Source organism: Lujinxingia sediminis, assembly GCF_004005565.1.
GTDB classification, from domain to species: Bacteria; Myxococcota_A; Bradymonadia; order Bradymonadales; family Bradymonadaceae; genus Lujinxingia; species Lujinxingia sediminis.
This window is the reverse complement of record NZ_SADD01000002.1, coordinates 148,036-173,560: the sequence shown is the minus strand read 5'-3', so window position 1 is coordinate 173,560 and position 25,525 is coordinate 148,036. Positions and strand designations below refer to the sequence as shown.

Annotated in this window: 18 protein-coding genes; 13 read left to right on the top strand and 5 right to left on the bottom strand. The window is 65.1% G+C overall.

Going from position 1 to position 25,525, the window contains the following annotated elements:
- Positions 1 to 264 precede the first annotated feature (264 nt).
- A complete protein-coding gene (gene recD2, locus EA187_RS06510; protein ID WP_206524208.1) occupies positions 265 to 2,448 on the top strand; it encodes an SF1B family DNA helicase RecD2 in 2,184 nt (727 codons plus the stop codon).
- 20 nt (positions 2,449 to 2,468) lie between these two features.
- On the opposite strand, the gene EA187_RS06505 is transcribed toward recD2, so the two are convergent.
- Entirely contained in the window at positions 2,469 to 4,556 is a 2,088-nt protein-coding gene (locus EA187_RS06505; RefSeq protein WP_127779633.1) for a hypothetical protein, read from the bottom strand.
- A 288-nt stretch (positions 4,557 to 4,844) separates the two neighbouring features.
- On the opposite strand from EA187_RS06505, the gene EA187_RS06500 reads away from it, so the two are divergent.
- From EA187_RS06500 to EA187_RS06490, 3 genes are read left to right on the top strand one after another with little or no spacing between them, the layout of a single operon-like run.
- Positions 4,845 to 5,528: a hypothetical protein gene (locus tag EA187_RS06500; protein ID WP_115606635.1), complete on the top strand. Its 684-nt coding sequence runs from the start codon at positions 4,845 to 4,847 to the stop codon at positions 5,526 to 5,528.
- Complete coding sequence (locus tag EA187_RS06495; protein ID WP_127779632.1) at positions 5,528 to 6,406, top strand: c-type cytochrome; 879 nt, start codon at positions 5,528 to 5,530, stop codon at positions 6,404 to 6,406. Before EA187_RS06500 ends, EA187_RS06495 begins: the two co-directional genes overlap by 1 nt.
- On the top strand, positions 6,403 to 7,479 hold the full coding sequence (locus EA187_RS06490; protein ID WP_127779630.1) for a hypothetical protein: 1,077 nt from the start codon (positions 6,403 to 6,405) through the stop codon (positions 7,477 to 7,479). The genes EA187_RS06495 and EA187_RS06490 overlap by 4 nt, the downstream gene beginning before the upstream one ends.
- A gap of 9 nt (positions 7,480 to 7,488) precedes the next feature.
- Here EA187_RS06490 and EA187_RS06485 read toward each other — a convergent pair whose 3' ends face one another.
- Positions 7,489 to 10,974 carry a S41 family peptidase gene (locus tag EA187_RS06485; RefSeq protein ID WP_127779628.1) on the bottom strand — a complete coding sequence of 1,162 codons (3,486 nt, stop codon included), beginning with the start codon at positions 10,972 to 10,974 and terminating at the stop codon, positions 7,489 to 7,491.
- A gap of 304 nt (positions 10,975 to 11,278) precedes the next feature.
- On the opposite strand from EA187_RS06485, the gene EA187_RS06480 reads away from it, so the two are divergent.
- The 8 genes from EA187_RS06480 (at position 11,279) to EA187_RS06445 (ending at position 20,210) form a co-directional block, all read left to right on the top strand.
- Complete coding sequence (locus EA187_RS06480; protein ID WP_164856063.1) at positions 11,279 to 11,941, top strand: START domain-containing protein; 663 nt, start codon at positions 11,279 to 11,281, stop codon at positions 11,939 to 11,941.
- Entirely contained in the window at positions 11,941 to 12,528 is a 588-nt protein-coding gene (gene mobA, locus EA187_RS06475) for a molybdenum cofactor guanylyltransferase (protein ID WP_115606642.1), read from the top strand. The genes EA187_RS06480 and mobA overlap by 1 nt, the downstream gene beginning before the upstream one ends.
- A 185-nt stretch (positions 12,529 to 12,713) precedes the next feature.
- On the top strand, positions 12,714 to 14,333 hold the full coding sequence (gene aceB, locus EA187_RS06470; protein ID WP_115606801.1) for a malate synthase A: 1,620 nt from the start codon (positions 12,714 to 12,716) through the stop codon (positions 14,331 to 14,333).
- A 136-nt stretch (positions 14,334 to 14,469) separates the two neighbouring features.
- The gene (gene aceA, locus EA187_RS06465; protein ID WP_115606644.1) at positions 14,470 to 15,753 is read left to right on the top strand and encodes an isocitrate lyase; all 1,284 of its coding nucleotides are present in this window, start codon (positions 14,470 to 14,472) and stop codon (positions 15,751 to 15,753) included.
- Between the two features lie 514 nt (positions 15,754 to 16,267).
- Positions 16,268 to 17,035 carry a phosphocholine cytidylyltransferase family protein gene (locus tag EA187_RS06460; protein WP_127779624.1) on the top strand — a complete coding sequence of 256 codons (768 nt, stop codon included), beginning with the start codon at positions 16,268 to 16,270 and terminating at the stop codon, positions 17,033 to 17,035.
- Positions 17,032 to 17,961, top strand: coding sequence for a CDP-alcohol phosphatidyltransferase family protein (locus tag EA187_RS06455; protein ID WP_127779622.1), 930 nt, complete (start codon positions 17,032 to 17,034; stop codon positions 17,959 to 17,961). Before EA187_RS06460 ends, EA187_RS06455 begins: the two co-directional genes overlap by 4 nt.
- Before the next feature lie 20 nt (positions 17,962 to 17,981).
- Complete coding sequence (locus tag EA187_RS06450; protein ID WP_127779620.1) at positions 17,982 to 19,724, top strand: carcinine hydrolase/isopenicillin-N N-acyltransferase family protein; 1,743 nt, start codon at positions 17,982 to 17,984, stop codon at positions 19,722 to 19,724.
- Positions 19,725 to 19,805: 81 nt separating this feature from the next.
- Positions 19,806 to 20,210, top strand: a complete 405-nt coding sequence (locus EA187_RS06445; RefSeq protein WP_115606650.1) for a PilZ domain-containing protein — start codon at positions 19,806 to 19,808, stop codon at positions 20,208 to 20,210.
- Positions 20,211 to 20,229: 19 nt separating this feature from the next.
- Here EA187_RS06445 and EA187_RS06440 read toward each other — a convergent pair whose 3' ends face one another.
- The gene (locus EA187_RS06440; protein WP_115606652.1) at positions 20,230 to 20,643 is read right to left on the bottom strand and encodes a J domain-containing protein; all 414 of its coding nucleotides are present in this window, start codon (positions 20,641 to 20,643) and stop codon (positions 20,230 to 20,232) included.
- Between the two features lie 31 nt (positions 20,644 to 20,674).
- Complete coding sequence (locus EA187_RS06435; RefSeq protein WP_127779618.1) at positions 20,675 to 21,547, bottom strand: M50 family metallopeptidase; 873 nt, start codon at positions 21,545 to 21,547, stop codon at positions 20,675 to 20,677.
- Between the two features lie 443 nt (positions 21,548 to 21,990).
- On the opposite strand from EA187_RS06435, the gene EA187_RS06430 reads away from it, so the two are divergent.
- Positions 21,991 to 24,468 carry a heavy metal translocating P-type ATPase gene (locus EA187_RS06430; RefSeq protein WP_127779616.1) on the top strand — a complete coding sequence of 826 codons (2,478 nt, stop codon included), beginning with the start codon at positions 21,991 to 21,993 and terminating at the stop codon, positions 24,466 to 24,468.
- Positions 24,469 to 24,483: 15 nt separating this feature from the next.
- Here EA187_RS06430 and EA187_RS06425 read toward each other — a convergent pair whose 3' ends face one another.
- Positions 24,484 to 25,494: a diacylglycerol/lipid kinase family protein gene (locus EA187_RS06425; RefSeq protein ID WP_127779614.1), complete on the bottom strand. Its 1,011-nt coding sequence runs from the start codon at positions 25,492 to 25,494 to the stop codon at positions 24,484 to 24,486.
- Between the last annotated feature and the right edge of the window lie 31 nt (positions 25,495 to 25,525).

The following is a 25,525-nucleotide window of genomic DNA, read 5'->3' as shown; positions in this document are numbered from 1 at the left end:
GATCGAGCGTGACGAAAGCAGGCAAGGCGCCAGACGCAGGCGATGCTTTAGCATCGTCGAGGCTTTGCAACGCAGCCTGCGGTGCTCTCGATGCAGCACGAGATAGCATCATGGATGGCTCACGGCGTAATAATGACAGACAGCGAACCTCGTCGCCGTTACGTGAGTAAACATGGTACCAGCAAGTGATCTTCCAGCCACCGGGGAAAATTCTTTCACCCCGCATTTCTGCCGATCGCATGATCGCTGCTGTGGCGGTGCGTTTTGAGGGGCAACTCGGAGGAGCTGGAGCGGCTGCGCGGCGAGTTAAAGCGCGTGCGTTTCGCCAGCGAAGACGGGGAGTTTGCCGTCTGCGACCTGGTCGTGCCCGAGCGGGTGATGCCGGTGACGATCGTCGGCAACATTCTGGCCACGCGCCCCGGAGAGACGGTCGAGGTGTGGGGACGTTGGCGCGACGACCCGCGTTTTGGGCGTCAGTTTGCCATTGAACGCCTGGAGGCGGTGTTGCCCTCGACGCGTCAGGGGGTGGAGCGTTATCTGGCCAGCGATCTCATTGAGGGCATCGGCCCGACGTTGGCCCGGCGCATCGTGGCGCATTTTGGCGAGGCGACGCTGGAGATTCTCGACGCCGCGCCGCAGCGGGTTCAAGAGGTTGAGGGCATCGGCAAAAAACGCGCCGCGCGCATTACGGCCTCCTGGGAGGAGGGGCGGTTGATCCACAAGATCATGGTGTTCCTGCGCTCGCACGGCGTCTCCAATGCCAACGCGGTGCGCATCTATCGCACCTTTGGGGCGCAGGCGGTCGAGGTGATCCAGCAGAACCCCTATGAGCTGGCCGAGGCGATCTTCGGGATCGGCTTTAAGAGCGCCGATCGCATCGCGATGAAGACCGGGATCGAACCCACAGCCCTGGCGCGCCTGCGCGCCGGGCTCTTGCACACGCTGGGTGAGGCGTCGAGTGAGGGGCATATGTATCTGCCCTGGGCGATGTTGCGCGAGCGCGCCGCCGCACTGCTGGAGGTGGGTGAGCATCTTCTGGCGGACGCGCTCGAGGTGTTGCGTCAGGAGGAGCGCGTCAGCGTGGAGGCCACCGGTGCCGGGGAGGCGCGCGTGTATGCGGCCGGCGCGCTGGCCCTTGAGGAGCGTGCGGCGCGCCTTCTTCGACGCCTTCTCCAGTCGCCCGGGTTGGTCGGGAGCCCCGATGATCAGGCACTGGCCGGGGTGGAGGCGGGCCTGGGCGTGGCGCTCGCCGCGCTACAGCGTCAGGCTGTGCGCTCGGTCTTTGAACATAAAGTGTCGGTGATCACCGGCGGTCCGGGGACCGGTAAGACCACGATCGTGCAGACGATCTGTGAGCTGGCCGAGCTGCTCGGCCGGAGGGTCACCCTGGCCGCGCCCACCGGACGCGCGGCGCGTCGCCTTGGCGAGACGACCGGCCGGGTGGCCACCACGGTACACCGGATGCTGGAGTACAGCTTTCATGCCGGCGGGTTTCAACGCGATGAGGAGCGACCGCTGGAGACGGATCTTCTGATCGTGGATGAGGCCTCGATGGTCGATACCTACTTGCTTGCGGCGCTGGCCGGGGCGCTGCCCGCCAGCGCCAGCCTGGTGCTCGTGGGGGATATCGATCAGCTCCCCAGCGTGGGCCCCGGCCAGGTCTTGCGCGATGTCATTGAGAGCGGCGTGGCCGGCGTCACGCGCCTCACGGAGATCTTCCGCCAGGCCGAGGCCTCCACCATCGTGATCAACGCCCACCGCATCAACGCCGGGAAGATGCCCGTGGTGCCGGCGCGCTCGCCGGGGGAGCTGGTCGACTTTTATACGATTAACGCCGAGGAGCCTGCCCGGGCTCACGAGCGCATCGTGGAGCTTGTAAGCGAGCGTATGCCCCGGGCCTTCGGCCTCGATCCCTTGCAGGATGTGCAGATTCTGGCACCGATGCACCGTGGTGATGTCGGCTGCTCGCGGCTGAACGCTGCTTTGCAGGAGGCCTTCTATCAGGGAGGCCCGCAACTTGTGCGCGGTCAGCGCCGCTTCTGTCTGGGCGATCGGGTGATGCAGACCCGCAACAACTATGAAGCCGAGGTCTTTAACGGAGACGTCGGCCAGGTAGTGGCCGTCGATCCCGAAGATAATCAGCTGCGCGTGCGCTTTGAGGAGCGCGAGGTTACCTACGACCGGGCCAACCTCGATGAGTTGGTGCTGGCCTATGCGATCACGGTGCACAAGAGCCAGGGCTCGGAGTACCGTGCGGTGGTGCTGCCGATGTCCACGCAGCATTATATGATGTTGCAGCGCAACCTGCTCTACACCGCGGTGACCCGGGCTCGGGAGCTGGTGGTGGTGGTGGGCAGTGAGGAAGCGGTGCGGCTGGCGCTCAAGAACGACCGCGCCTCAGAGCGCTACACGCAGCTTGCGCGGCGACTCCGAGGCGACACGGTCTAGCACTTCAGCTCGAGCGGAGCTTAGAAGAAGAGCCCCCGCTCGATCAGTTGGGCCTGCGCGCCCCGACGCTGGATGTCCATGGTCTGGACGGCGTCGCGGCTGGACTCAAAGTAGCTCAGCAGTGCATCGGTCTGCTCTTCTACCGGCATATCTTCGTTGAACCGATCGGAGGCCATTTCAATCTGGCTGACGATCTCCAACGACTCGGGGTAGGTGTTCTGCTGGATGGCCTCAAAGAGGGACACTCCCTTGTCCATGCCCTCATTGAGGGTGCTGGTGAAGGCCTCATCGCCGCGGTCTTCCTCGAGTTTGTCGATGGCCTTGGTCAACTCGACGCGTTTGTCTTCGATGTCTTGCTGACCGGACTCAATGAAGCTGCTGAGCGCGCCGTCGAGCAGGCGCATGCCTTCAACGGCGACGTCTTCGGGGTTCATGCTCATGTCGATCTCCCCGGTCATGGCCACGAAGTCGACGTAGGCCTGAACCTCGGGAGTGAGGGCCGGGCCGCCGCCGATGTTCTCTTCGGGCATGCCTTCGCGGGGCATCTCGCCTTCGGCGCCCATCGGGGTTTCGCTTTCGACGGAGGAGTCCGGACCCATGGCCATCTCATCTTCGATGGCCTGCTCCTCCTCCATGGTGAGCTCTTCGTCGCTCAGGCCAAGCTCCTCGTCGAAGGCCATGTCATCGTCGATGGCCTGCTCCTCCTCCATGATGAGGTCTTCTTCGGCCTGACCGAGCTCTTCGTCGTAGGCCATCTCATCTTCAAACATGGGCTCTTCGATGGTGTCATTGACGGGGGGCGCGCCCTCCATGCCTTCGGCGGAGGCGGTGGCGTCCTGTTCGATGTCGGCCATCGACGAGAGCGTCTCGGAGGCGGTGTTGAAGTAGTTCATCAGCGCCCGGTCCTGCTCGGCGAGGCCCTGGTTGATGTCGATGGACTCGGCAGCCATGCGCAGCGACTGGACCTGGGCACCGTGGTCGGGAAACTCGGCCTGCTGGATGGCGGTCATGAGCATGGCGCGATCATAGAAGGCCGTGCGCACCTTCTCCACGTAGTCATCCGCAGCGGTGTCATCGAGTTCGCCGCTCTTATCCTTGAGGCGGCTGAGCTCGTCGTTGAGCACCTGGTTGTCGTCGGGCACAACCTGGGAGATCGCGTCATCCATGGCTTTGATGCCCTCGCGCACGAACTCCCCGTGATTGGAGATGCCCTCATTCTCGGTGCGCTGAATGAAGTTGGAGAACTTGTCGGCGGACTTCTTCGGCTCATCTTCGCCGACGCCGGGCACCCAGTCGAACATGCCGTCTTCGCTTTCCTCGGCAGGCATGCCTTCATCCTGCGCGCCGTCATTCTGGGCGAGCATGGGGTAGGAGGCCGGCACCAGCGAGGGGGTCAGCGCGCTGGTCTGGGTCTCGCGGGCGCGGTCCATCTCCTCGACCAGGGCGGAGGCCTGGGTGAGGTAGTTCTCAAAGGCTTTTTGCTGCTCGGTGATCTCGGCCTCGGCGTCGATGTTTTCGGCGCTTTCCATCAGCTGGCTGACGCCCTGGGACTGACCGGGGTAGGCGTCGACCTGCAGCGCGGTGAGCAGCTGAGCGCCTTCGATGAGCACGTCGCGGGCCTGCTGGGAGTAGTTCTCCTCATTGTGGTCGCCGAGCATATCGATGCGTCCATTCCAGGCTTTATGGCGCTCTTTGAGGACCTTGTTTTCCTCGGGGATCAGCGTGGCGATGGCGTCACTCAAGAGTTTGGTGCCGTCTTCAACGTAGGTGGAGATGGCTTTGGCCTGGTCCTCTTGAACCTGAGCCTCCTCACTGCTTTGAGGCGCCTCATTATCGACAAAGTCTTTAAAGGCCTGCACATCGCTATTGAGCATCGCGTCGCCCGATGCCTGCCCTTGCGATGGCTGCTCGGGCTGATTGTCCGGCGGGACCGGTTCGGTCGACTCCGAGGGCTGCTCGCCAGCCGGGGGATACTGCGCGTAGTGGGTCGGCTGGTCGTCGGTGGAGGGGGGCGTCTGGGCCTGGACGGTCGTGCTAAGGGTCATACCCAGCGCGGCGGCCAGAAGGGCCGCACTCTTCAACAGCTTACGTTGCCGGATTGCGTTCATGGCTGCACTCCTGACGTCATACGTCGCGATAGGACACAGCGGACCTGGGCCAATAGCGCGTGGCGATCCATTCCTGCGGGCCCGGCTGCGTTGGGTTGCTTCCGGGTTCGGGCTAAGTGCGCTCGAACATTGAGGAAATGTAATCGCCTGGCAGAGGCCACCAAATCATCAGCAGGCTCGTCGGGGGCAACGAAGGCGGCGAGCTTTCCGCGGCGTGGAGGGTGGTTACGCTTGGCGGGGTGATGGATGGTTTGGCGTCATGGGTGGGTGATACGGAGGCGTGTCGACGTGTCGATCTGGGAGCGTGTGTACCTTCATTCGCTGCATCATCCCGGGGCGGCCTGGCTGTCGGCAGCCCTGGTGCTGGGGGTGATGCTGAGGCGATTGCCGTTTTTTTACGCCTTTATCATCGGGGCGGTGGTGGTGAGCGCGGCTGATGCGATGATCACCGGCGGCTGGAGCCAGCTCGGCGGGCAGGCGCATCCGTCCTATGTGGGGCTCTCCTGGTTCTTTGTGCTGGCGGGGGACTACCGGGTTTTTTTGCTTCTGGAGCGCTACCGACGGGCTCGATCTGAGAGCTGGTCGGGAGGGGCCGGGGTGTGGTGGCGGGCGCTGGGTTGGACGTTGATAGCCTCGGTGGTGGTGGGGCTTATCAGCGTCTCCAGTGATCTTTTCAATGCATCGGCGCGGCGGCTCTATCTGACCTATGAGCTTGTCGCGTTGGGGGTGGTCGCGCTGGTCTGGCGGGTGCGGGTACTCGGGGCGATGCCGCCGGGCGATCCGGTGCGGCGCTGGCTGAGTCGTGTCGCGATCTTCGTGATGGTGCAGTACGCGCTTTGGGCCGGGGCCGATGTGGTGATTCTGGCCGGTCTGGATGTGGGACATCTGCTCAGGATGATCCCTAACTTGATGTATTACGCGCTCTTTTTGCCGGTGGTGTTGTTGAGCGCTCCACCTCTGGAGGATCGCTGATGCTTCGATGGATGCGCATACAGGTGATGATGGCGGTAGCGTTGGCGTGGTTCAGCGCGGGGTGTGAGGCACCCGACGGTGCCAGAGACGGCGACGGAGCCACGTTGATCTTTGCCCGGGGCTCGCAGGAGGTTACGCGAAAGGGGGTTCCGCAGGGGCCTACCGAGCAGATCACGGTTGAGGACCCGTATTACGAGCATACGAAGACCTTTCGTGCCGTCGAACTGCTGCCTCTTCTGGAGGAGGCCTACGGCATGAGCAGTGCGGAGCTGGCCCGTCAGGACTTTGTGCTGGAGTCCATCGATGGTTACGCCGCTCCGATTCCGGGAGAGCGCCTCACCGAGCCCGGTGCCTATCTGGCCTTTCAGGACGTGGAGTACTCGCCGAATTGGGAGCCGATTGGCCCGGAACAGGAGGATCCGGCACCGCTTTATCTGGTCTGGACGGGGGAGCACCAGAACGACACCTCAGCTTACCCGCGCCCCTGGCAACTTCGGCGTATCGCGATCGCCTCGCCAGAGAGCAGCCGAGAGCTTATCGCGCCGCTGGGGCTCGATGAGGAGCATGAGGCCTGGGATGGCTACCAGCTCTTTCAGTCGCTCTGTGTTCAATGCCACGCCATCAACCGCAGCGGGGGGCGGGTGGGGCCGGAGCTCAACCTGCCGATGAACGTCACCGAGTATCGGGAGCGGGAGCAGACGCTGCGCTTCATCCAGAACGCGCAGGCTTTTCGTTACAGTCAGATGCCCCCCTTTGAAGATCTGAGTCAGGAGCAGTTGGCCTCGATCTGGACCTATTTCGAGGCGATGCGCGACCGCAAGAAAGAGCCGCAAGGAGAGGTCAACGAGGGGAGCGGCGAAGCCACGGAGGCGATGTGAGTGTTCATCCAGAACCGAGAAGGGGCGATGTAGGGCTGGTGGCCCGGCGCGTTGAGGCGATCCCGCAACTTCTTCGCGAGCAGGCTCGCCGGCCGCTTATCTGGCCGCTGAGGTCGGTGCCGGCCTCCGGGATGCTGGTCTGCGGGGTGGGGCTATCGGAGGGGCCGGCGCGGGTGCTGGCCGAGCTCGTGAGTCGACGGGTGGGTCTGGCGGCGCGTTTTGTACCGCTTTCGCGCTTTGCGATCGGAGCGCCGGAGGTGGAGACAAGCACGCTGGTGGTGTTCAGCCACGGGGTCTGCCCCAACGCGCTTCTGGCGCTTCGAGCGGCCGCACGTGCCGAGCAGGCGCTGGTGGTGACGGGGCTTGATGAAGACGAGCTGGTGGCGCGCTGCGCCTGGCTGGGGCCGGCATTGGAGGGTGGTCGCCTGGCGGTGCTGACCATCCCACCGGATCGCGAAGACGGCCTGCTCTTGCGCGTGAAGACGCCGGCAGTTGCTCATTTGACCGCGTTTAGACTGGCCGACGCGCTGGCCGAGCGGGTGGGGGCACCGCGCTTTGGGCTGGGACTTCGGGAGGTGCCTGAGGCGGTCGCAGCACTGCGGGATCAACGCCTCAAAGACTCCCCGCTCGATCCCTCGCTCTGGCTGGCGTACCCCATCGCCCTGGTGAGCGTGGGCGAAACGACGGAACTTCTCCAGGGGTTGAGTTGGAAGTTGATGGAGGGCTTGTGGCGACCGCTTCCGCCGGTGTTTGAGGCCTTGCAGTACGCGCACGGACCCTTCCAGGCGTATTTTGGCAAACCCCTACACATGATCGCCCTCTTCGCCGGTGCCAGCCCCGCGCTCCGATCGATCGCCACACAGCTCTTTGAAGTGGCCCGCAGCGCGGGCCACAGCGTGGAGGCGGTCTGGGCGGTGCACGCCGATGAGCGGGCGTATTTTGAGTTTGATGCCTACCTCAACCGCCGCCTCATCGACGCGCTGCATACCATCGACCGCGACCTGGGCCGCTGGCCCGGTTACGGACTGGACGGTCCGCTCTATGGCTTTGAGAAGAGCTGGCCGCCCCGTTGAGCCGAAGGCTCAGCGCTCGTCCGGTTCGCTGCTTGCAGCGCGTCCAGCCGGCGAGGGGCGCGGCGGCAAGGTCTGCGGTGCCCGAAGATCGGGGTAGGGGGCAAAGTCAGGAAGCTGCACCGGCTGCTCCTTGAGCAAGGCCATCGCCGTCTCAATGGCGGCCTCCAGCTGGGGATCTTCCCCGGTGGTGTCGGCCTGGGGCGGAAGCTCGACCTCCACATCGGGCTCCGTGCCGAAGTTCTCCACCGAGAAGCCCACGTCTTCAAACCAGAAGGAAAACTCCGGCTGGGTGGTCACGCTGCCGTCGACCAGGGTGTGGCGCGGCCAGATGCCCACCACCCCGCCCCAGGTGCGTTTTCCGAGCAGGGGGCCGAGCTTCATCAGCTTGAAGGTGTGGCTGAAGATGTCGCCGTCGCTGCCGGCGTGCTCGTTGGTCAGCGCGACGATGGGGCCGGCGATCGACTCCATCGGGTAGGCCAGCGGTTTACCCCAGCGCTGAAGATCGAAGCCGACCTGGCGGCGCGCCAACTTCTCGAGGATGAGCTGGCTGACGTGGCCTCCACCGTTGAAGCGCACATCGACCACAAGGCCCTGGCGGGTGTTTTCGCTCAGGTAGTGGCGGTGGAACTCGGCGTAGCCTGCCGGTCCCATATCGGGGATGTGCACGTAGCCGAGCTTGCCCTGGGAGGCCTCATGGACGCGGCGGCGGTTGTGGTTGACCCACTCCCGGTAGCGCAGCTCGGACTCGTCTCGAAGCGCTTTCGTGGTGACCTGACGCGGCTCGCTGAGGCCATCGCTGGCCGCGACGAGCAGCTCAATGTTCTGGCCGGCCTGGTTCACAAGGCGCTCCTCGACGCTGTACTGCGCGTCGACGCGGCGGGCGTTGATGGCCAGGATCACGTCGCCCTCGCTCAACCCCAATCCGGGACGGGAGAGCGGCGAGGATTTGGAGGGCTCCCAGGTGTCTCCGCGCAGGATGGTGTCGATGCGGTAGGCGCCTTCAAAACGTTGCGGATCGGCTGCCAGACGCCAGTCCGGATCCCAGCGCAGGGTCGCCCCCAGAAATCCCGGTGAATACTGCGGCGGACGCTCATAATCGCCGCCCATCTCGTAGGCGTGGCTTGTGCCCAGCTCGCCCTGCATCGTCCAGACCAGGTCGGAGAACTCGCTGCGGCTGCCCACGCGGGGCAACAGTGCGCTGTAGCGCTCCCAGATCTCCTCCCAGCGCACCCCGCCCATATCTTCGCGCCAGAAGTGGTCGCGCATCAAACGCCAGGCCTCGCGCAACATCTGGGTCCACTCCGAGAGCGGGTCGACCTGCACCGAGACGCGCCCGAGATCGACGATGCCCGACTCGCGTGAGGGTTCGCTCTCGTCGTCGTCTTCGTTGGAGACGCTCTCGGCCGAGGCGCTTACGATTTGAACGCCGTCTTCGCCGAAGAGGGCCAGGGTCTTGTTGTCGGCGCCGATCTCAAAGGCGCTTACGCCGCGGGCGAAGGTTTTTTGCTTCAGGGATTTCAGCCCGAAGTAGCGAAGCACCCCGGGAGTGTCATCGTCGTCGTCGCTACTCAGTGCGCCAGTGACCGGGTAGACCGTCCAGAAGACGCGTTCTTCGGTGGCGGCGAGCTCTCCGAAGTTGCCGGCGGGCACGGGGAAGACCTCCACGCGCTGGCCGATGCCTTCGAGATCGATGCGGATGGGTTTGGGACTATCATCGTCCTCGGAGGCTTCGCTTTCAGCGTCGGACTCAGCCTCAGTGGTGGCGGCATCACCGGCGGCATCGTCAGATTTGGCGCGCATCTCGGAGGTGTCGTCGGTGGAAGCATCCTCGTCATCGCCCTCGCCCGAGGCCTCATCGGAGGCGTCGTCGCCCTCATCATCGTCGCCGCTCAAAGGGCGAGGCTTTTGTAAGAAGAGGGAGTCGGCGTCGGCCTGCAGAGTGATGACGCAGGGGCGCGTGCCGCGGGGGAAGCTCAACTCGAAGAAGACCTGGTCGTAGACCGGATCGAAATGGCGGTAGCTCAAAAAGTAGAGGTAGCGCCCGGCCGGGTCGAAGACCGGCTGCACGTCCTGGAACTCGCCATCGGTGAGGGTGTGGTGCTCGCCGGAGGCCAGTTCCACGAGTTTGATCTGGGCGGTGTAGACGCCGGTGAAGAAGCCGTAGGCCGCCCAGCGCCCGTCGGGGCTGAAGCTGACGCCGGCGATGCGGGCGTACTCGCTGCGGTCGAGAACCCGGCAGGCGCCACTTTGGAGATCAAGGTGAATGAGCTGGTGGCGGTGGTTGGTAAAGAGCGCGCTCTCGTCGCATGGCGAGATCAGAAGATCGACGGGGCGGCCGATGGCAAACTCGCCGGTGTCGAGGGGCTGTGGGGCGTGGGAGCCATCGACGCTGTGCAGCTCAAAGCGCTCTTCGCCACCTTCGTCGCTGACCACCAGGAGGCGTTGGCCGTCGCCCAGGTAGCGGGCCAGGCGGTAGCGCACGCCCTGTTCATGGCCGGTCTGGCGGACGGCCCCCTCCCAGCCGCCCATATTGAAGATCTTGCCGCGGGAGGTCAGCGCCAGGGAGTGGCCGCGCGGGTGCAGGGTGAAGTCGTCGAGGAAGACTTCGGCGTCGACAAAGCGGCGGTTGAGGGCGGTGCGCGGCGAGGCATAGTCGACCTCGATGCGTGCCTCCGTCTGCGAGGCGATGTCGAAACGGTAAAGATCGCCGGCGACGCTGTAGACGATGGTGGCATCGTCGGCCGAAGCAAAGCGTACGTAGTGGCCGAGGTGGTCGGTGTGGCGTTGCAGATCCTCGCCGGAGGGCAGGCAGGAGTAGAGGTTGCCGTGCCCGTCAACGTCGCTGATGAAGTAGACGCGCCCGGAGCGCCAGAGGGGGCGGCAGAGTCCGGCGGTGATCTCGGGAAGCAGACGCTCCCAGTGGTCGTCACCCTTGCGGTCGATCCAGAGCACGCCTGCGGTGCCGCCGCGGTAGCGTTTCCAGCGGGCCAGATCGTCGGTGTGCCTGGCGAGTACGCGGCCGGGGCCGGCGGGCTCGAAGCTGAGCCCCTGGGCTGCACCCAGGGTTAAGCGGCGCGTGGGGCCGCCCTGGCGGGGAACCTCGTAGAGTCCGAGCTGGCGAGAGACATGCTCGCGCAGGTTGGAGGTGAAGATCACCCGCTCGCTGTCGGGGCTCCATCCGCAGACCCAGGTACGCGAGGCACCGTTGAAGGTGAGCTTTCTGGCAGGGCCCCCGCGTGCGCGCATCACGTAGACCTCGGGGCGGCCCTCCTCGGTGGAGGTGTAGGCGAGCCACTGCCCATCCGGGGAGAGGGCCGGGGTGCTGACCTGGCCCCGCGAGCCACTTAAGCGACGTGCGAAGCCCCCGTGGAGTGGGACCTCCCAGAGATCGTCTTCGCTGACAAAAACGACCCGCTCGCCATGCACGCTCGGGTAGCGGTAGTAGCCCTGGTCGTCGGGCAGAAGATCGGGGGTGGTCGCGCTAACTTCGCTCATGTGGTGCACATCCTGGCAGGTTCATTTCAGGGCAACGCAATATCCAAAACGCCCGGTCGGGCGCGCAGAGGGACAGCTCTATTGCATGAGGAAGGACATTTCAATCACGCAGCGGGCGAGATGACGCACTGCGGCAAGGAATTCGCGGGTTTAGGCGAGTTGAATAGGCCTTGTGGTGTGGGCGTATCACGCTAGTATCGTGCGTCACTTGCGCTCGATTAAGTTGGCCTGCAGCAAGCCGAATTCTCGGCTCACTGCGCGTACTCATATGACTTCGGTTTGCCCCATCTTTCGGAGGTTGCCTGTGCGTCTTTTTCCTACGGTTCTGACGATCCTTTTGATGCTCGCGTTCAGCGCACCTGCGACCGCCCAGCAGGGTGGCAACTGGGAGGCGCTGGGGGATTCTGACGGAGTGGCGATCTCGCGGATGCAGGTAGAGGGCTCTTCGGTCTTTGCGTTTCGCGGCGAGATTGTCGCCGATGTGCATATCGGCAAGATCCTGACGGTGTTTGCTGACGGCGACCAGCGCCGTCACTGGGTGGATCGCTACGACGAGCACGGCACGCTGGATCGCGGTGAGCTCAGCGAGCGTTACTGGATTCGATTCGGGCTGCCCTTTCCGATCAAGGATCGGGATTACGTGCTGCAAACCAACGGGCGGCTGAACCAGGACGATCAGGTCTTCATCGCGACGATCGAGTCGGTGGACGACGCGCGTCGGCCGGAGAACGACTGCTGTGTGCGGGCGATGACCTACTCAACCTACTATCGCTTTGAGGCGTTGGAGGGGGAACGTACGCGCATGATTGTGGAGGTCCACACCGATCCCAAGGGGCTTCTGCCGAATTGGCTGGTCAACCGCATTCAGCGCGACTGGCCCTCGAAGACGCTGGGCGGTCTGATTCGTCAGGCCAAGAAGGGGGATCAGCCGCTCTACGGGCCGGTGGCCGACTGGCACACGCCGTGATGAAGCGCGTGGGGTATGTGCTGGCCGGGGGCCAGGCGCGACGTCTGGGGGAGGATAAGGCCCGCGCGCAGCTGGCCCGGGGGGTAACGCTGCTGGAGTGGGTCAGCGAGCGGTTGTCGCCGGGGGTGGAGGGCTGGACGGCGGTGGGGGCTGAGGCCGGGGCCTATGAGGATCTGGGGGTACGCACCATCGGGGATCGTTGGCCGGGGCAGGGGCCTCTGGGGGGCATTGCGACGGCAGCGCTCGATCGTGGTCAGGGGTGGTTTTTTGTGACGAGCTGCGATGCGGTGTGGGCGCGCGCAGCGTGGGTGGAGCAGCTCTGGGAGGCGCGGCGAGCACCGGCGGTGGTTTTTGAGCATCAGGGCCGTGTCGAGCCGCTTTTTGGCTGGTATCGGGCCGAGCTTGCGCCTGAGCTTGAGGCGGCGATGGAGGGCGAAGAGCGCTCGGTGTGGCGCTTCTTAGAGGCGGTCGGAGCGCGGCGCATCGAAGCCCCCGGGGGGTGGGAGAGCGGGCAGGGTATCAACGATCCTCAAGCGTTGGCGCGGGCGCGCGAAAAAGCGCAGAAGATTCTCAGGGGCGATCGTTGACAGGTCTTTAACGTGTTTAAACTTGGCTTCATCGTGACACCGACGGAAGTCGACGCAGGGGGTGTCTCGGCGCAGTTGGCGAGTTGTTGATAGCGCTCGCAGCGAGCGTTGTGTGCTCTTTGACCACGCCATGTCGCGCTGTAGCGGACATGAGCTAACCCTCCACCATCAGGAGACTTCCGATGATGCAGCCCTCCACAGAAGGCACCGGCCTGCCCGACGCGATCACGATTCTCGGTGATGTCGCCCCCGGCTATGAACGTATTTTAAGTCCGGAGGCGCTGGGATTTGTGGCGGCATTGCACCGGGAGTTCGAGGGCCGCAGACGCCAACTTCTTGCGGACCGACGTCGACGTCAGGAGGCGATCGACAGCGGAGCCAACCCCGGCGCTCCGGCTGATACACGGGCGATTCGCCAGGGGGAGTGGCAGGTGGCCCGGGTGCCTCAGGATATGCAGCGACGCACCGTAGAGATCACCGGCCCGGTCGACCGCAAGATGATCATCAACGCGCTTAATTCCGGGGCTGATAGTTTCATGGCGGACTTTGAGGACGCGACCTCCCCGACCTGGTCCAATGTGGTGGAGGGGCAGAGCAACCTCTTTGATGCGGTGCGCCGTCAGATCGACTTTCGAGATGAGGCGCGCGGCAAGGACTATAAGCTCGACGAGAACCCGGCCACGTTGATGGTGCGCCCCCGGGGCTGGCACCTCCCCGAGAAGCATGTGCTCGTGGACGGGCAAGAGATTTCGGCGAGCCTGTTTGATTTCGGGTTGTACGTCTTTCACAACGCGAAGGAGTTGGTGCAGCGGGGCAGCGGGCCCTACTTCTACCTTCCGAAGCTGGAGAGTCATCGGGAGGCGGCGTTGTGGAACGACGTCTTCGTGATGGCCCAGCAGCGCCTGGGAATTGAGACCGGCACGATTAAGGCGACGGTGCTGGTGGAGACGATTCACGCGGCTTTTGAGATGGAGGAGATCCTCTACGCGCTGCGCGAGCATAGCGCGGGGCTCAATGCCGGGCGTTGGGATTATATCTTCAGCGTCATTAAGACCTTTCGTGCGCGTCAGGAGATGGTGCTGCCAGACAGGGCCCAGATCACGATGGAAGTGCCCTTTATGCGCGCCTATGCGGAGCGTCTGGTGCATGTCTGTCATAAACGCGGGGCGCACGCGATCGGGGGAATGGCGGCCTTTATCCCGTCGCGTCGCGATGAGGCGGTGAACGAGCGCGCGCTGGCGGCAGTGCGCGGCGATAAAGAGCGCGAGGCTGGCGACGGGTTTGACGGCACCTGGGTGGCGCATCCGGATCTGGTGGCGGTGGCGCGTGAGCCTTTTGAGCAGGTGTTGAAGGGGCGGCCGCACCAGAAAGATCGTCGGCGTGAGGTCAGCGCCATTAGCGATCAGGAGCTGCTCAACTTCCGCGTTGCTGCGGGGCGCATCACCGAGGAGGGGCTGCGCACCAACATCAACGTGGGGTTGCAGTACATCGCCTGGTGGATGCAAGGCCTGGGGGCGGTGGCGCTCTACAACCTGATGGAGGACGCGGCCACCGCAGAGATCAGCCGCTCGCAGATCTGGCAATGGCTGCATCGCCCCGATGTGGTGCTCGACGACGGTCGCCGGGTCGATCGAGAACTCTATAAGCGGCTGGTTGACGAGGAACTCCTGGCGATCCGCGAGGCGATGGGCAGCGAGCGTTATGAGGCGCTTCCCTTTGAGCAGGCACGCCAGATCTTCGACGAGGTGGCGACCTCCGAGGAGTTTCCCGAGTTCTTTACCCTGGTGGCGTACCAGGCACTTTGAGTTTCGGGCAGACGAGCATCAGGAAGCTGTAGAGCGAACTTCAACAAGGCCGCGACGTCGTGGCGGGTGTGCGCAGGATGCGCTCCCCTCATGGCGGCCTGTTCATCATCGACTTGATTGAGAACAGGAGCAGCAGATGAGTCAGGCCCAATCTTCTGAGGCGTTGCAGGCACAGTGGGATAACGATCCGCGTTGGCGTGGCGTGCAGCGCCCCTACCCGGCTTCGCAGGTCTTTAAACTGCGGGGCAGCGTACCGATCACCTACACCCTGGCCGAGCGCGGTGCGGTGCGGCTGTGGGAGCTTTTTCACGGCCGTCCCTTTGTGCGCTGTTTAAGCGCAGTCACCGGCAATCAGGCCATCCAGCAGGTGCAGGCGGGGCTGGAGGCGATCTACATCAGCGGGTGGCAGGTCGCCGGTGACGCCAACTCGGCACGAGGGGTCTATCCTGACCAGAGCCTCTACCCGGTGGACTCGGTGCCCAAGCTCGTCGATCGGGTCAACCGCGCTTTGCAGCGCGCGGACCAGGTCGCTCATATCGAGGGCTCGCCGAAGCGCGACTGGTTTGCGCCCATTGTGGCCGACGCGGAGGCGGGCTTTGGGGGCAATCTCAACGCTTTTGAGCTTATGAAGGCGATGATCGAGGCCGGCGCCTCCGGGGTGCATTTTGAGGACCAGCTCTCGTCGGCCAAGAAGTGCGGTCATATGGGCGGCAAGGTGCTTGTGCCCACCAGCGAGTTCATTCAGAAGCTGGTGGCCGCGCGTCTGGCCTCGGATGTGATGGGGGTGCCCACGGTGCTGGTCGCGCGCACCGACGCCCACTCCGCGAAGTTGCTCACCAGCGATATCGATCCGATGGATCGTCCCTTCATCAAGACCGAGAGCGGACGTAGCGCCGAGGGTTTCTTCACCATCCGTGGCGGGTTGGAGTTCGCGATTGAGCGAGCGATGGCCTACGCCCCCTACGCCGACATGCTCTGGTGTGAGACGTCGACGCCGGATCTGGGCGAGGCGGAGGAGTTTTCGAAGGAAGTTCGGGCGAAGTACCCCGATAAACTCCTGGCCTACAACTGTTCTCCCTCCTTTAACTGGCGACAGAACCTCGATGATCGCACCATCGCGCGTTTTCAGGAGAAGCTCGGGGAGATGGGCTATGCGCTGCAGTTTGTGACCCTCTCGGGTTGGCATTCGCTCAACGCGGCGATGTTTGAGCTGGCGCTGGACTATCGGGAGCGGGGTATGGCCGCCTACTCGCAGCTGCAGGAGCATGAATTCGACCTGGCGCGTCAGCAAAACTACAGCGCGGTTCGCCACCAGGCCTTTGTGGGGGCGGGCTACTTCGATGAAGTGCAGCTCACGATCACCGGCGGGGAGTCTGAGACGGTGGCGATGCGCGGGTCGACCGAAGAAGATCAATTTTGAAAAGTTCTCTGAGTTCGCCCGAAGTCAGTGGTGGGCGAGCAGCGGGGGAAAGGGGGGGCGAGGGGCGCTTGCGACAGCGAGCGCTCTGGGGGGAGCCAGGTTTGCCCGGCGTGAGGGGCGGGCAGCCTGCGGAAGGGGGGAGTTGTTGCCCCCTTCGGTCGATGTGCCGGGTGCGCCGGCGAGTTGCCGGCCGCGCTCAGGGCGGAGACGTCGCAGGGGCCGACGCCTCCGCCTTCGGCTGACCTCCCCGGCGGCGCGTAGCGCAGCTCGCTCGCGCCGCCCCTTTAAACAATGACGATGCGCACCGACGCGCGCCGGGATGCATCGCAAAGATTGTCGTACAAGTTGCTGTACAACTGGCCTGGGGGGAGCCGGGGCCCCTCCCATGCTTTGCTCGATGAGCGGTGTTGGAGGGGCCCTAATTCTTTGATGCGATGGGGAGAATGAGCGGTTTGACACGCTATTTTACGAGGACTACCTTCGGCGCGCCTTATGCCCTTGCCGGAGCTCACCCATGTCGAACACACGTCCTTCTCATTCGCCCCGCGAGGCGATCTTGCTGGTCGCCGGGACCGGAAGTCGCCTGCGACCTTTGACCGAAGACCGCCCCAAGTGCCTGCTGGAAGTCGGCGGTGAGGCGTTACTCAAGCGCCTTCTTGACCAGCTCACCGCGGTAGGCATTGAGCGTGCCATCCTGGTCACCGGGTATCTGCATGAGCGCATGGTCGCTCAGGTGGAGTCCTGGGAACTGGGGCTTGATGTGGCGTTTGCGCCCAATCCGACCTTTGCCAGTGAGAACAACGCCATCTCGACCCTGGTGGGGATGCGTGCGCTCAAGGGCGACTCTTTTTTGCTCTGCGACGGCGATATCTTATTGCGCCAGACCGCCTGGGTGGCGGAGTTGCTCGCTGACGAGCGCGAGAACGTGCTCACGATGATTCGTTTTGAATCCCTGGGCCAGGAAGAGATGAAGATCCGCCTCGGAGATGACAAGGCGATCGAAGGCCTGAGCAAAGGGCTCGACCCGGCACGCGCGCATGGTGAGTCGCTGGGGGTGCAGAAGGTGGGGCCCTCTGCGTTTGAGGCGCTTAAAGATCGCCTGGAAGCGCTTAACGCCGAGGAGCGGGTGCGCCTGTACTATGAAGATGTGTTTGCGGAGCTGATCCCGCAGGGGCATGCCTTCTATGCCCGTGAAGTCGCACCGGGAAGCTGGACGGAGATCGACACGATCGAAGATCTGGAGGCAGCCCGCGCGCTCTACCAGAGCTGGAGCGTGGCATGAGCACGTTGACCTATAGCGAGCGGGTACGTCAGGCCCTGGCCTTTAAGTCGCTCGATGTGGAAGAGCCCATCGATCGTTACTTTCATCGTCCGGTAGCGGCGGCGGTGGCGGCAGCGTTGATCCCGACGGGGCTGGGCCCCAACCACGTCACGCTGATGAGCTTAATCAGTGGTTGGACGGGCTCGGTGGCGCTGTACTTCAGCTTTTTTAGAGGCTGGGGCGGCTCGATGGGGTGGCTGGTCGCGGCGTTCTTTCTCTTTGGGGCTGTGATCCTCGACTGTGCCGATGGTCAGCTCGCCAGAGCGCAGGGGGGCGGTACGCGGGTCGGGCGCATTCTGGATGGTTTTGTCGACGTGCTGGTGCTCCTGCCCGCCTATGTGATCCTGGGGTTCGGGATACGCCACCTCTATGGCAGCGGCTGGTTTGTGGCGGCGGCGGTGGCGGGTTTCTCCACCTGGATTCACTGCATCATCTACGACAAGCTCAAAAATCTCTACCTGGCCCACACCATGCCGCAGGCTGGCGGCGGTGAGGGCACCGAGACGGTGGAGGCAGTACGGGCCGAACTGGCTGAGGCCCGCGCGCAGGGCCAACATCTCGAGCGTTTCTTGTTGTGGGTCTACGTGGGCTATCTGCAGGTGCAGGAGCGCTTTGCCAGCGGGAGCACCGAGAAGCGCAGCGAGGTGAATGATCCGGCGGCGATCGCTCGCTACCGGGATGCGCATCGTCCGACGATGCGTCTGGCGAGCTGGATGGGACTCGGCACGCATATGTTTGTGATTTACGGGGGCATTGCGCTGATGGCGATGATGCCTGAGGCGGCGCTGGGCATGCAGGTGGTGCTGGCGACGGTATTTAACGTGCTGATGGCCGTCGTGATGTGGCGCTCGCGCGGGTTCGCTGCACCTGTCGACGTGCAGCATTGATGGGGCAGGGAGACGACGCAATGAGCTCAACCTCCCCCGATGATGCGCGCTCTTCGGCGCCGGCCGGAGCCCAGGCGGTGTATTATCCGGAGCGTGCCGGAGGGCTGGGCCGAGTGACCACGCCGGTGGGGGATGTGCATGTGGCCAACATCAACGGTCCGCTGACTTCGGCCAGTCGCGACCTTGGGAGGCGGCTCGCCCCGGAGCTTCGCGAGGGGGCCTACCGCGCCTTTGATGGTTACGTGCAACGCATCAGCGCTGAAAGCGGCTCACGTATGATCGCTGCGGCCGGGCGTGTGGTGGGAGGGGCGGTGTTGCCGCGTCTGCTGCGCCAGCAACTTCCCGCGCCCTATCTTCAGATGCTCACTGCGTTCGCGGAGGGGGCCGGGCTGGATGTGGAGGAGGCGCTGGCCACCCAGCAGATCTGGGACCAGTGGGCGTGGGCGCGCGCCGGTAACGTCCGAGGGTTGGTGGAGGGGCGACTTAAGGCCCGTACCCACTCCCCACTCCTGGCTTCCAGTGCGGTGGTGGTGCCCTCCGATGAGCGCGGGATACTGCACGCATTCAGTTTTGAGAACGCCGCAGTGGAGCGCTGGGACCGGGCCGCCCGCGTGGTGGTGATGCACCCCGATCAGGGGTTTAGCTATGCGTTGGTGACGTCGCTGGGGTTTTTGACGGGCTTGCCGGCCGGTATGAACGCCGCCGGCCTGACGTTGAGCACGCACCCGGGGCCTGCGAGTCTCGGGGATCGCGGGGGTGTGCCGCTGGGGCCAGCGGCGTTGCAGGTGCTCAATGAGGCGCGCACCATTGAGGAGGCCGTCGCGATCTTTCGACAGCACCCGCCGATGACCAGCTGGACGTACATGCTCAGCGAAGCGGCGAGTGGGCGTTGTGCGAAGGTGGAGGTCAGCCCGCTGAGGGTGGGCGTGGAGATTGAGACCTCGCGGGGGCTTGTGGTGCGTGGCGGTCCTTCGGTTGCCGAGCTGAAGCGCTCGCCAGCTCTGGCGCAGGAGGAAGCGCGGCGCGATGCCCACCTTGGCAGCCTGCTCGCCACGTGGCGCTCCGATCGATCGCTCCCCCTGGTGGAGCTCGCCCGTGGCCTGGGAGGCGACATCGAGTCTGCGCCCGGCGCCGACGCAATTCGCGTCGCCGAGGTGATGTCGGTGATCTTCGAGCCAGCTGCGGGTCGTCTGTGGGTGGCGGCCGGGCGCGCGCCGACCTCGCTGCGCTGGTTTGTGCCGCTGCGCCTGCGCGGCGCCCATGGCGAGGCCCGCGCTGAACTCGACAGGCGCGAGACGCCCGTGCAGGCCTGGCCCACCTGGCAGGAGAGCGCGCGCGGGCGCGCTGCCGACTACTATCGCAATGCCTACCGCCTCTACCTCGAAGGCGAAGATCCGCAGCGTCTGCTGATCACCCTGGAGTACGCCGTGGCGCTGGAGCCCGCGTCGGCGCGCTATCATGTGCTGGCGGGGCTTGTGGCGTTGAGCGCGCTACGCGGTCGTCGGGCTGAGGGAGCGTTTCGCCGCGCGCTCGACGCGATTGACGAGGGCGGACGCCGCGCTGAGGTGGGGCTTTACCTGGGATGGGCGCTCGATCTGCAGGGCCGGCGCAAGGCCGCCCGCGAGCTCTACGCCCGGGTCAGCGAGGACGCTCAGGCTCACGGAGTTACGCGCCGCGCCGCCGCTGCGGCGCGACGGCATCGCTTCGGTAAGCGCGAGGCCGAGCGCCTGCACATCGACTTCGTGCTCGCCAATGCGCTCTAAGCTCGCCATCAGCTTAATGAATCGTTACTCTGAAAGCTGTTCGCCCTAACGAACACCTCCACAGCGAATCAGGGTATTGCGATGAGCGAAGCGAATCGCCCGGGCGCGGCAACCCCGCAACTCCTCAACACCACGCAGCGTGCGAGCTCTCAGGAGCGGCGCGAACATGATCGTGTGCCGGTCAACCGCGAGTTTGCTGTGATCGATGCCTACATCGCCGAGTATGTCACGAGCATCTCGCGCGGCGGGGTGTTCATCCGCTCCAAGAAGCCGCTGGAGCTGGGCACCCGGGTGACCCTGAAGTTTTCGGTGATCCTTGATGACGTCGAGACGGTCGAGGGCGAGGGCGAGGTGGTGCGCGTGGAGACGAGCGGCCCGGAGATGGGGATGGGGGTGGCGTTCACGCGCTTGAGTGGTGAGAGCAAGGCCTTGATCGATGCGCTCTTTGAGCGTTACGAGGCGCAGCTCCAGGGCACCTCGGGTTGACACGCGTCAGGTGGGCGCCTCAGTAGCTTCCGGTGCGCAGGTAGCGCTCAATGGCCTGGTAGGCGACGGCCAGTTCCTGGGAGAGGTTGGTGGCGACCTTTTCCATCTCCGGATCGTTGGCGAAGTTATCCGGGTGGTAGCGGCGCATCATGGTGCGGTAGGCCGCTTTAACCGTAGGTAGATCGCTGCCGTAGGGGACTTCCAGGTTGGCGTAGTAGTCGCGCAGAGTTTTGGGGCCCTGGGAGACAGGTGGCGCCGTGGAGGTGGAGGCTTTCCGTGGGTTCTGGCCGATATCTTCCCAGCCCTCGTCGGTGCCCTCCGGGGTGATGATCGAACGCAGGCCTCCGCGTTCCTCGAACTTCTGCACGTTATCGAGCAGGTGGTTGAGGTTGGCGCGCACCGTGCGCATCAGGCGGTCTTTAAGCTCACTCATGGCGATACAACTCCGGGGCCCGAAGGGCAGGTCATTGGATGGAGGCCTCAAAGCTCTCGCGTTTGTTTTCGCGCCAGAAGAGGGCGAAGGCCACCACGACGATCGCCACGCCTACCAGTGCCCAGAGCACCGCCCAGACGGTGGCCGGGATGCCGGTGAACTGGGCCATGTTGACGGCGTCGGAGTGGCCGCGCGCGGCCACAGTGTGGTCGATGAGGTAACGGATGGAGTGCAGCCCGTCGAAGCTCAGCTGCACGCCCAGCGCGATCACCAGCATATGCTGCACCCAGGGCGCGGCGTAAAAGGCCACGCCCAGAAGAAGCGCGGCGGCGACAAGCCCGATGATCCAGGTCAGCAACGCTCCGGAGAATCCCAGGTAGGCCAGCGCTGCAAGCGTGGCGACCGCGCCGCCGGCATAGAGCGCGCCGGCGGGTTGGTCGGCCCGCGAGCGCCGGCGCCCCAGCGCCCACAACCCCACACCCAGAATAAAGCCACCGACGGCGAGCATGGAGCTTCCGTAGCCGCCGAAGATGGCGGTGGCCAGCAGGGTGCCCACACCCAGCACCATCAGGACCTTGCGCGCCCACGCCTGGCGTCGCCCGGCAACCAGCAACGCCGCGCCCAGCGCCACGGTGCCCAGATAGCCCGCCGAGCTGATCAGAAGGCTCGCACCGCCGCGGCTCAACGTCAGACCGCTGGTGTCCAGATTGACGTGCATCCCGCTGACCGAGCCCCCGGTGACCACGGTGGCCAGCGCGTGGCCGGTCTCGTGCACAAACGTGCCGAAGAGGCGCAGCGGGTAGGCCACGATGTAGCCGTAGGGCACCAGCATGGTCACGACCACCAGGGCCACCGCAAAGAGCAGGAGCGTGCGCGCCGGGGGATTAAACTTGGTTGAGGTCATGAGGTGCTCCTGAAGGTGCGGTGTGCATGTACGTCGGACGATCTCAACGAGAACATCGCAACGCGCGGCAGCACGAGGTGGTGCAGGGTATAATCGACGTTGCTAAACATACCAACCGACGCGACGCTTGCCAGCCCGGGCGCGATCCTCAGCGGGCCAGCCGCGGGCGCGCGTATCGGCGCATCGACAAGAACGCCGCGCGCTCCCGGGCGCATTCCCCGGTGGTCTGAGGCATAGCGCGGGCCTGCTGCGGGTTGACGGGGGGGCGCGGTGTAAGGCTTCGTTGCGCTCCGTCGTCTTTACAACGCCGTGAGCAGAAGTCGATGTCGCTCACTGCAGCAGATGCGACGTCAACGCTGGCTCACGGCGTCATCATGTAGACCATCGTCTGGTCCTCCGGCGGCCAGGCCTCGTAAAAGCTGTATCCTTTTGAGGAGTCTTTCGTGGATCGTGACCCACTCCAGAGCTCGACCTGTTGTAGCAGTGCGGGATGTACCTCCGACGCGCCGCGTGCCGGGGACACTGTGGATCTTCAACGGGGCGAGGAGCACCCGCATGATCATCACGATCACGCCGGGCACGATCATGCCCATCATGCCCATCATGACCACGGTGATCACGACTGCGCCGCGGGTCACGCGTCGTCTGACCAGGGGGATGAGGTCGGGGGACCGGAGGTCAACTCGGCGTCCGCGCGCACGGTCTTCGATGTGGAGGGGTTGTGCTGCCAGAGCGAAGTTCGGTTGATCGAAGACGCGCTGCGCGGCGCTCCGGGTGTTTCAGAGCTGCGCATCAGCGTGCCCTCGGGCACGCTGACCGTCTACCACGACGGGCAGAGCTCTCGCGATGAGGCCACGGTCGCCGCGCTGTGGCGAGTGGGGCTTAAGGCCCACGCGCGCCGGGAGGCCGGCCGCCGCGCCGCGCCCTCCGGCTCGGCCTTCGACGGCCGCTTCTTCACGATGGTTGCCGGCGCGCTGCTTACAGCCCTGGGTGCCTTCTTGCGCTTCGGCGTCGAGGGCGCGGCGGTGGCCGAGAAGCTGGCGCTGAGTGCGGCGATCATCATCGGCGGCGTCTATGTCTACCGGCAGGCCTTTCATGCGCTGCGCCAGCGTCGTATCGACATCAACATCCTGGTGACCATTGCGGTGATCGGGGCCGCTGCAGTCGGGGAGTGGTTTGAGGCCACGGCGGTGATCCTGCTCTTCGGGTTTGCCGAGTGGCTGGAGGCGCGCTCGATGGTGCGAGCTCGTGAGGCCATCGGCGCGCTCGTCTCGCTGGCCCCGCCGGTGGCGCGGGTGCGACGCGGCCAGGGCTTTGAAGAGGTCGCGGTGGCCGAGGTGCGACCGGGCGACGAGGTGGAGCTTCGCCCCGGAGCGCGCGTTCCGGTCGACGGGGTGCTCTTAAGCGGCGTCACCGAGATCGATGAGTCGACCATCACCGGGGAGTCGCGTCATGTGCGCAAGGTCGAGGGGGATGCGCTCTATGCGGGCACGGTCAACCAGGCCGGGCGCGTCAGCATGCGTTGTACCGAGCCGGCCTCCCGCAGCACGCTCGCCCGCATCATCGACGCCGTCGAAGAGGCCCGCGCCCAGGCCTCGCCGGCCGAGCAGTTTATCGATCGTTTTGCGCGTTATTACACCCCGGCGGTGGTCGCGCTGGCGGTGGCTGTTGCCCTGATCGGGCCGCTGGTCGCCGGCGGCGGCGGGGAGCTGTGGTTTTACCGGGCGCTGGTCTTTTTGGTGATCGCCTGCCCCTGCGCGCTGGTGATCTCCACGCCGATCGCCAACGTGGCCGGGCTGGCGCGGGCTGCGCGCCGGGGCATCCTGGTCAAGGGCGGAAAGTGGCTGGAGCGGCTGGGCGGGTTGCGCGCGCTGGCGCTTGATAAGACCGGGACGCTGACCGAGGGCAAGCTCGTGGTGGAGGCGATGGAGGTCGCCCCGGGAGTGGAGGCGGATGATCTTTTGCTGGCGGCCGCGCGGGTAGAGGCGGCCAGCGAACATCCCATCGGCCGGGCGATTGTGGCCGCGGCGATGGGGCGTTTTGAACCCGGGCGATTTGTCGATCAGGTGGTCGACGCGCGCGCGGTGGTCGGGGCGGGCATCGAAGCGCGCCTTCGCGACGATGGGGGAAGCGCTCGCGACGAGAACGCCACACCGGGGGCGATGCCCACCCTGCGGGTGGGTCAGCTGGCGTGGCTCTCGGAGCTGGGAGTGGCGCTTGAAGAAGACTTCCTGGCAAAAGCGCAGGCGCTTGAGGAGCGCGGCCACACGCTCGTTGCCGTCGCCCGCGACGCGCAGCTTTTAGGCGTGATCGCCCTCGGTGACCGGGTGCGCGCCGAGGCCCCCGCGGCGCTGGCGGCGCTGCGGCAGGCGGGCATTGAGCACATCGCCATGCTCACCGGCGACGGCCGCCCGGCCGCTCTCGCTGTGGCCGAGCGTCTGGGCCTTTCGCCCGACCTGGTCTTCGCTCGCCAGAGCCCCCACGACAAGATCGCGCAGGTCGAAGCGCTCAAAACCCTGAGCGGCGATCGCGTGGCGATGGTCGGCGACGGCGTCAACGACGCCCCCGCGCTCGCTGCCGCCTCCGTCGGTGTGGCGATGGGGGCCGCCGGCACCGACGTGGCCCTGGAGAGCGCCGATGTGGCCCTGATGGGCGACGACCTGAGCCGTCTGGCCGAGGCGATCGCCATCGGCAAAAAGACCCGCGCGATCATCCTGCAGAACATCAGCGTGGCGCTCGGGCTGAAAGCCATCTTCCTGGTGCTGGCGATGGGGGGCTGGGCCACGCTCTGGATGGCGATCGTCGCCGACATGGGCGCCAGCATGATCGTGATCTTCAACGCGATGCGCCTGCTTCGCCGCCAGCGCGAGCCGGCCGTTCCGCCCGCGCCGCAGGTCGATGAGCCGGCGCTGGCGGCCTGATCTCTACAATCGCGATCAGGCTTTAAAGGTCATCGCACCGGCATGCACGTTGAAGGTCGCCGGGAGCTTGCCGGGTTGCTCCCCGTCCAGATCCACCAGCGCGTTTGGCGAGCTTTTGATCAGGCGTACCGCCACCTGCCGGGCCCGGTGACGGCCGACGTTGCGGTGGCTTAAGTGTTTGCCCTTGTAGATGTCGGTGAACATGCGCATGGCCTGGGTTTTACTCAGATCCCCCATGACGATGACCTGCAGCTTGCCATCGTCAAGCTCAGCGCCCGGGGCCACCCACATCCCGCCTCCAAAGTACTCACCATTGGCGACGACCAGGTCGAGCACCCGCTCGCGCAGCTCGGCGGTGTTGTCCAGGCGCAGCTCCACCTCGATATTCTTCCAGCGCGCAAACGCCCGGGCCGTGGCAAGGGTGAAGCTCGCCCGGCCGCCCAGTCCCTTCCAGGTGCTGTTGGCCATCGCGTCGACCAGCCCGCTGATGCCCCCGCTGGCGATGTTGACAAAGTAGCGCGTGGCGATGCGGTCGCGGGCGTCGAGAAATCCCACCTGCCCCAGATCGAGCGAGCGGGTCTCGCGGCCGCGCAGCCGCTCAATCGCCTCCGGGGCCCCGGCCATCAGCCCCACCGAGCGGCGAAAATCACCGCCGGTACCCAGGGGCACAAGCCCCAGCACCGCCTCGGGGTTGACAGGTTTTAGACTCAGGTCGAGGCGGCGCACCCAGCCCTCGTCATCGAGCGAGTAGCAGGTGGAGGCATCAGGGCGCTCAAAAAAGCCGTTGGCGACCTCGTTGAGCGTGCCGTCGCCGCCGACGGCTACGACCATCTCCCAGCCGGTCCGCAACGCCTCGCGGGCCAGCAACGTGGCGTGGCCCGGACCTTCGGTAAAGGCAAAGTCGACCTCCGGGAGGTTCGCGCGCAGAAGGCGCTCCAAAAGCGGCCAGTCCTCTTTGACCTGGCCCGCCCCGGCGACCGGGTTGGCGACAACGAAGGTGCGAAGATGTGCGGAGTGTTCACTCATACAAAGATCCCATCGAGGGCAGCAGGCACGG

Bases quoted from the DNA above. Each gene is read 5' to 3' on its own strand.
- EA187_RS06505 (WP_127779633.1), bottom strand. From the start codon at position 4,556: ATGAACGCAATCCGGCAACGTAAGCTGTTGAAGAGTGCGGCCCTTCTG.
- EA187_RS06495 (WP_127779632.1), top strand. From the start codon at position 5,528: ATGCTTCGATGGATGCGCATACAGGTGATGATGGCGGTAGCGTTGGCG.
- EA187_RS06485 (WP_127779628.1), bottom strand. From the start codon at position 10,974: ATGAGCGAAGTTAGCGCGACCACCCCCGATCTTCTGCCCGACGACCAG.
- mobA (WP_115606642.1), top strand. From the start codon at position 11,941: ATGAAGCGCGTGGGGTATGTGCTGGCCGGGGGCCAGGCGCGACGTCTG.
- aceB (WP_115606801.1), top strand. From the start codon at position 12,714: ATGCAGCCCTCCACAGAAGGCACCGGCCTGCCCGACGCGATCACGATT.
- aceA (WP_115606644.1), top strand. From the start codon at position 14,470: ATGAGTCAGGCCCAATCTTCTGAGGCGTTGCAGGCACAGTGGGATAAC.
- EA187_RS06460 (WP_127779624.1), top strand. From the start codon at position 16,268: ATGTCGAACACACGTCCTTCTCATTCGCCCCGCGAGGCGATCTTGCTG.
- EA187_RS06455 (WP_127779622.1), top strand. From the start codon at position 17,032: ATGAGCACGTTGACCTATAGCGAGCGGGTACGTCAGGCCCTGGCCTTT.
- EA187_RS06450 (WP_127779620.1), top strand. From the start codon at position 17,982: ATGAGCTCAACCTCCCCCGATGATGCGCGCTCTTCGGCGCCGGCCGGA.
- EA187_RS06445 (WP_115606650.1), top strand. From the start codon at position 19,806: ATGAGCGAAGCGAATCGCCCGGGCGCGGCAACCCCGCAACTCCTCAAC.
- EA187_RS06440 (WP_115606652.1), bottom strand. From the start codon at position 20,643: ATGAGTGAGCTTAAAGACCGCCTGATGCGCACGGTGCGCGCCAACCTC.
- EA187_RS06435 (WP_127779618.1), bottom strand. From the start codon at position 21,547: ATGACCTCAACCAAGTTTAATCCCCCGGCGCGCACGCTCCTGCTCTTT.
- EA187_RS06425 (WP_127779614.1), bottom strand. From the start codon at position 25,494: ATGAGTGAACACTCCGCACATCTTCGCACCTTCGTTGTCGCCAACCCG.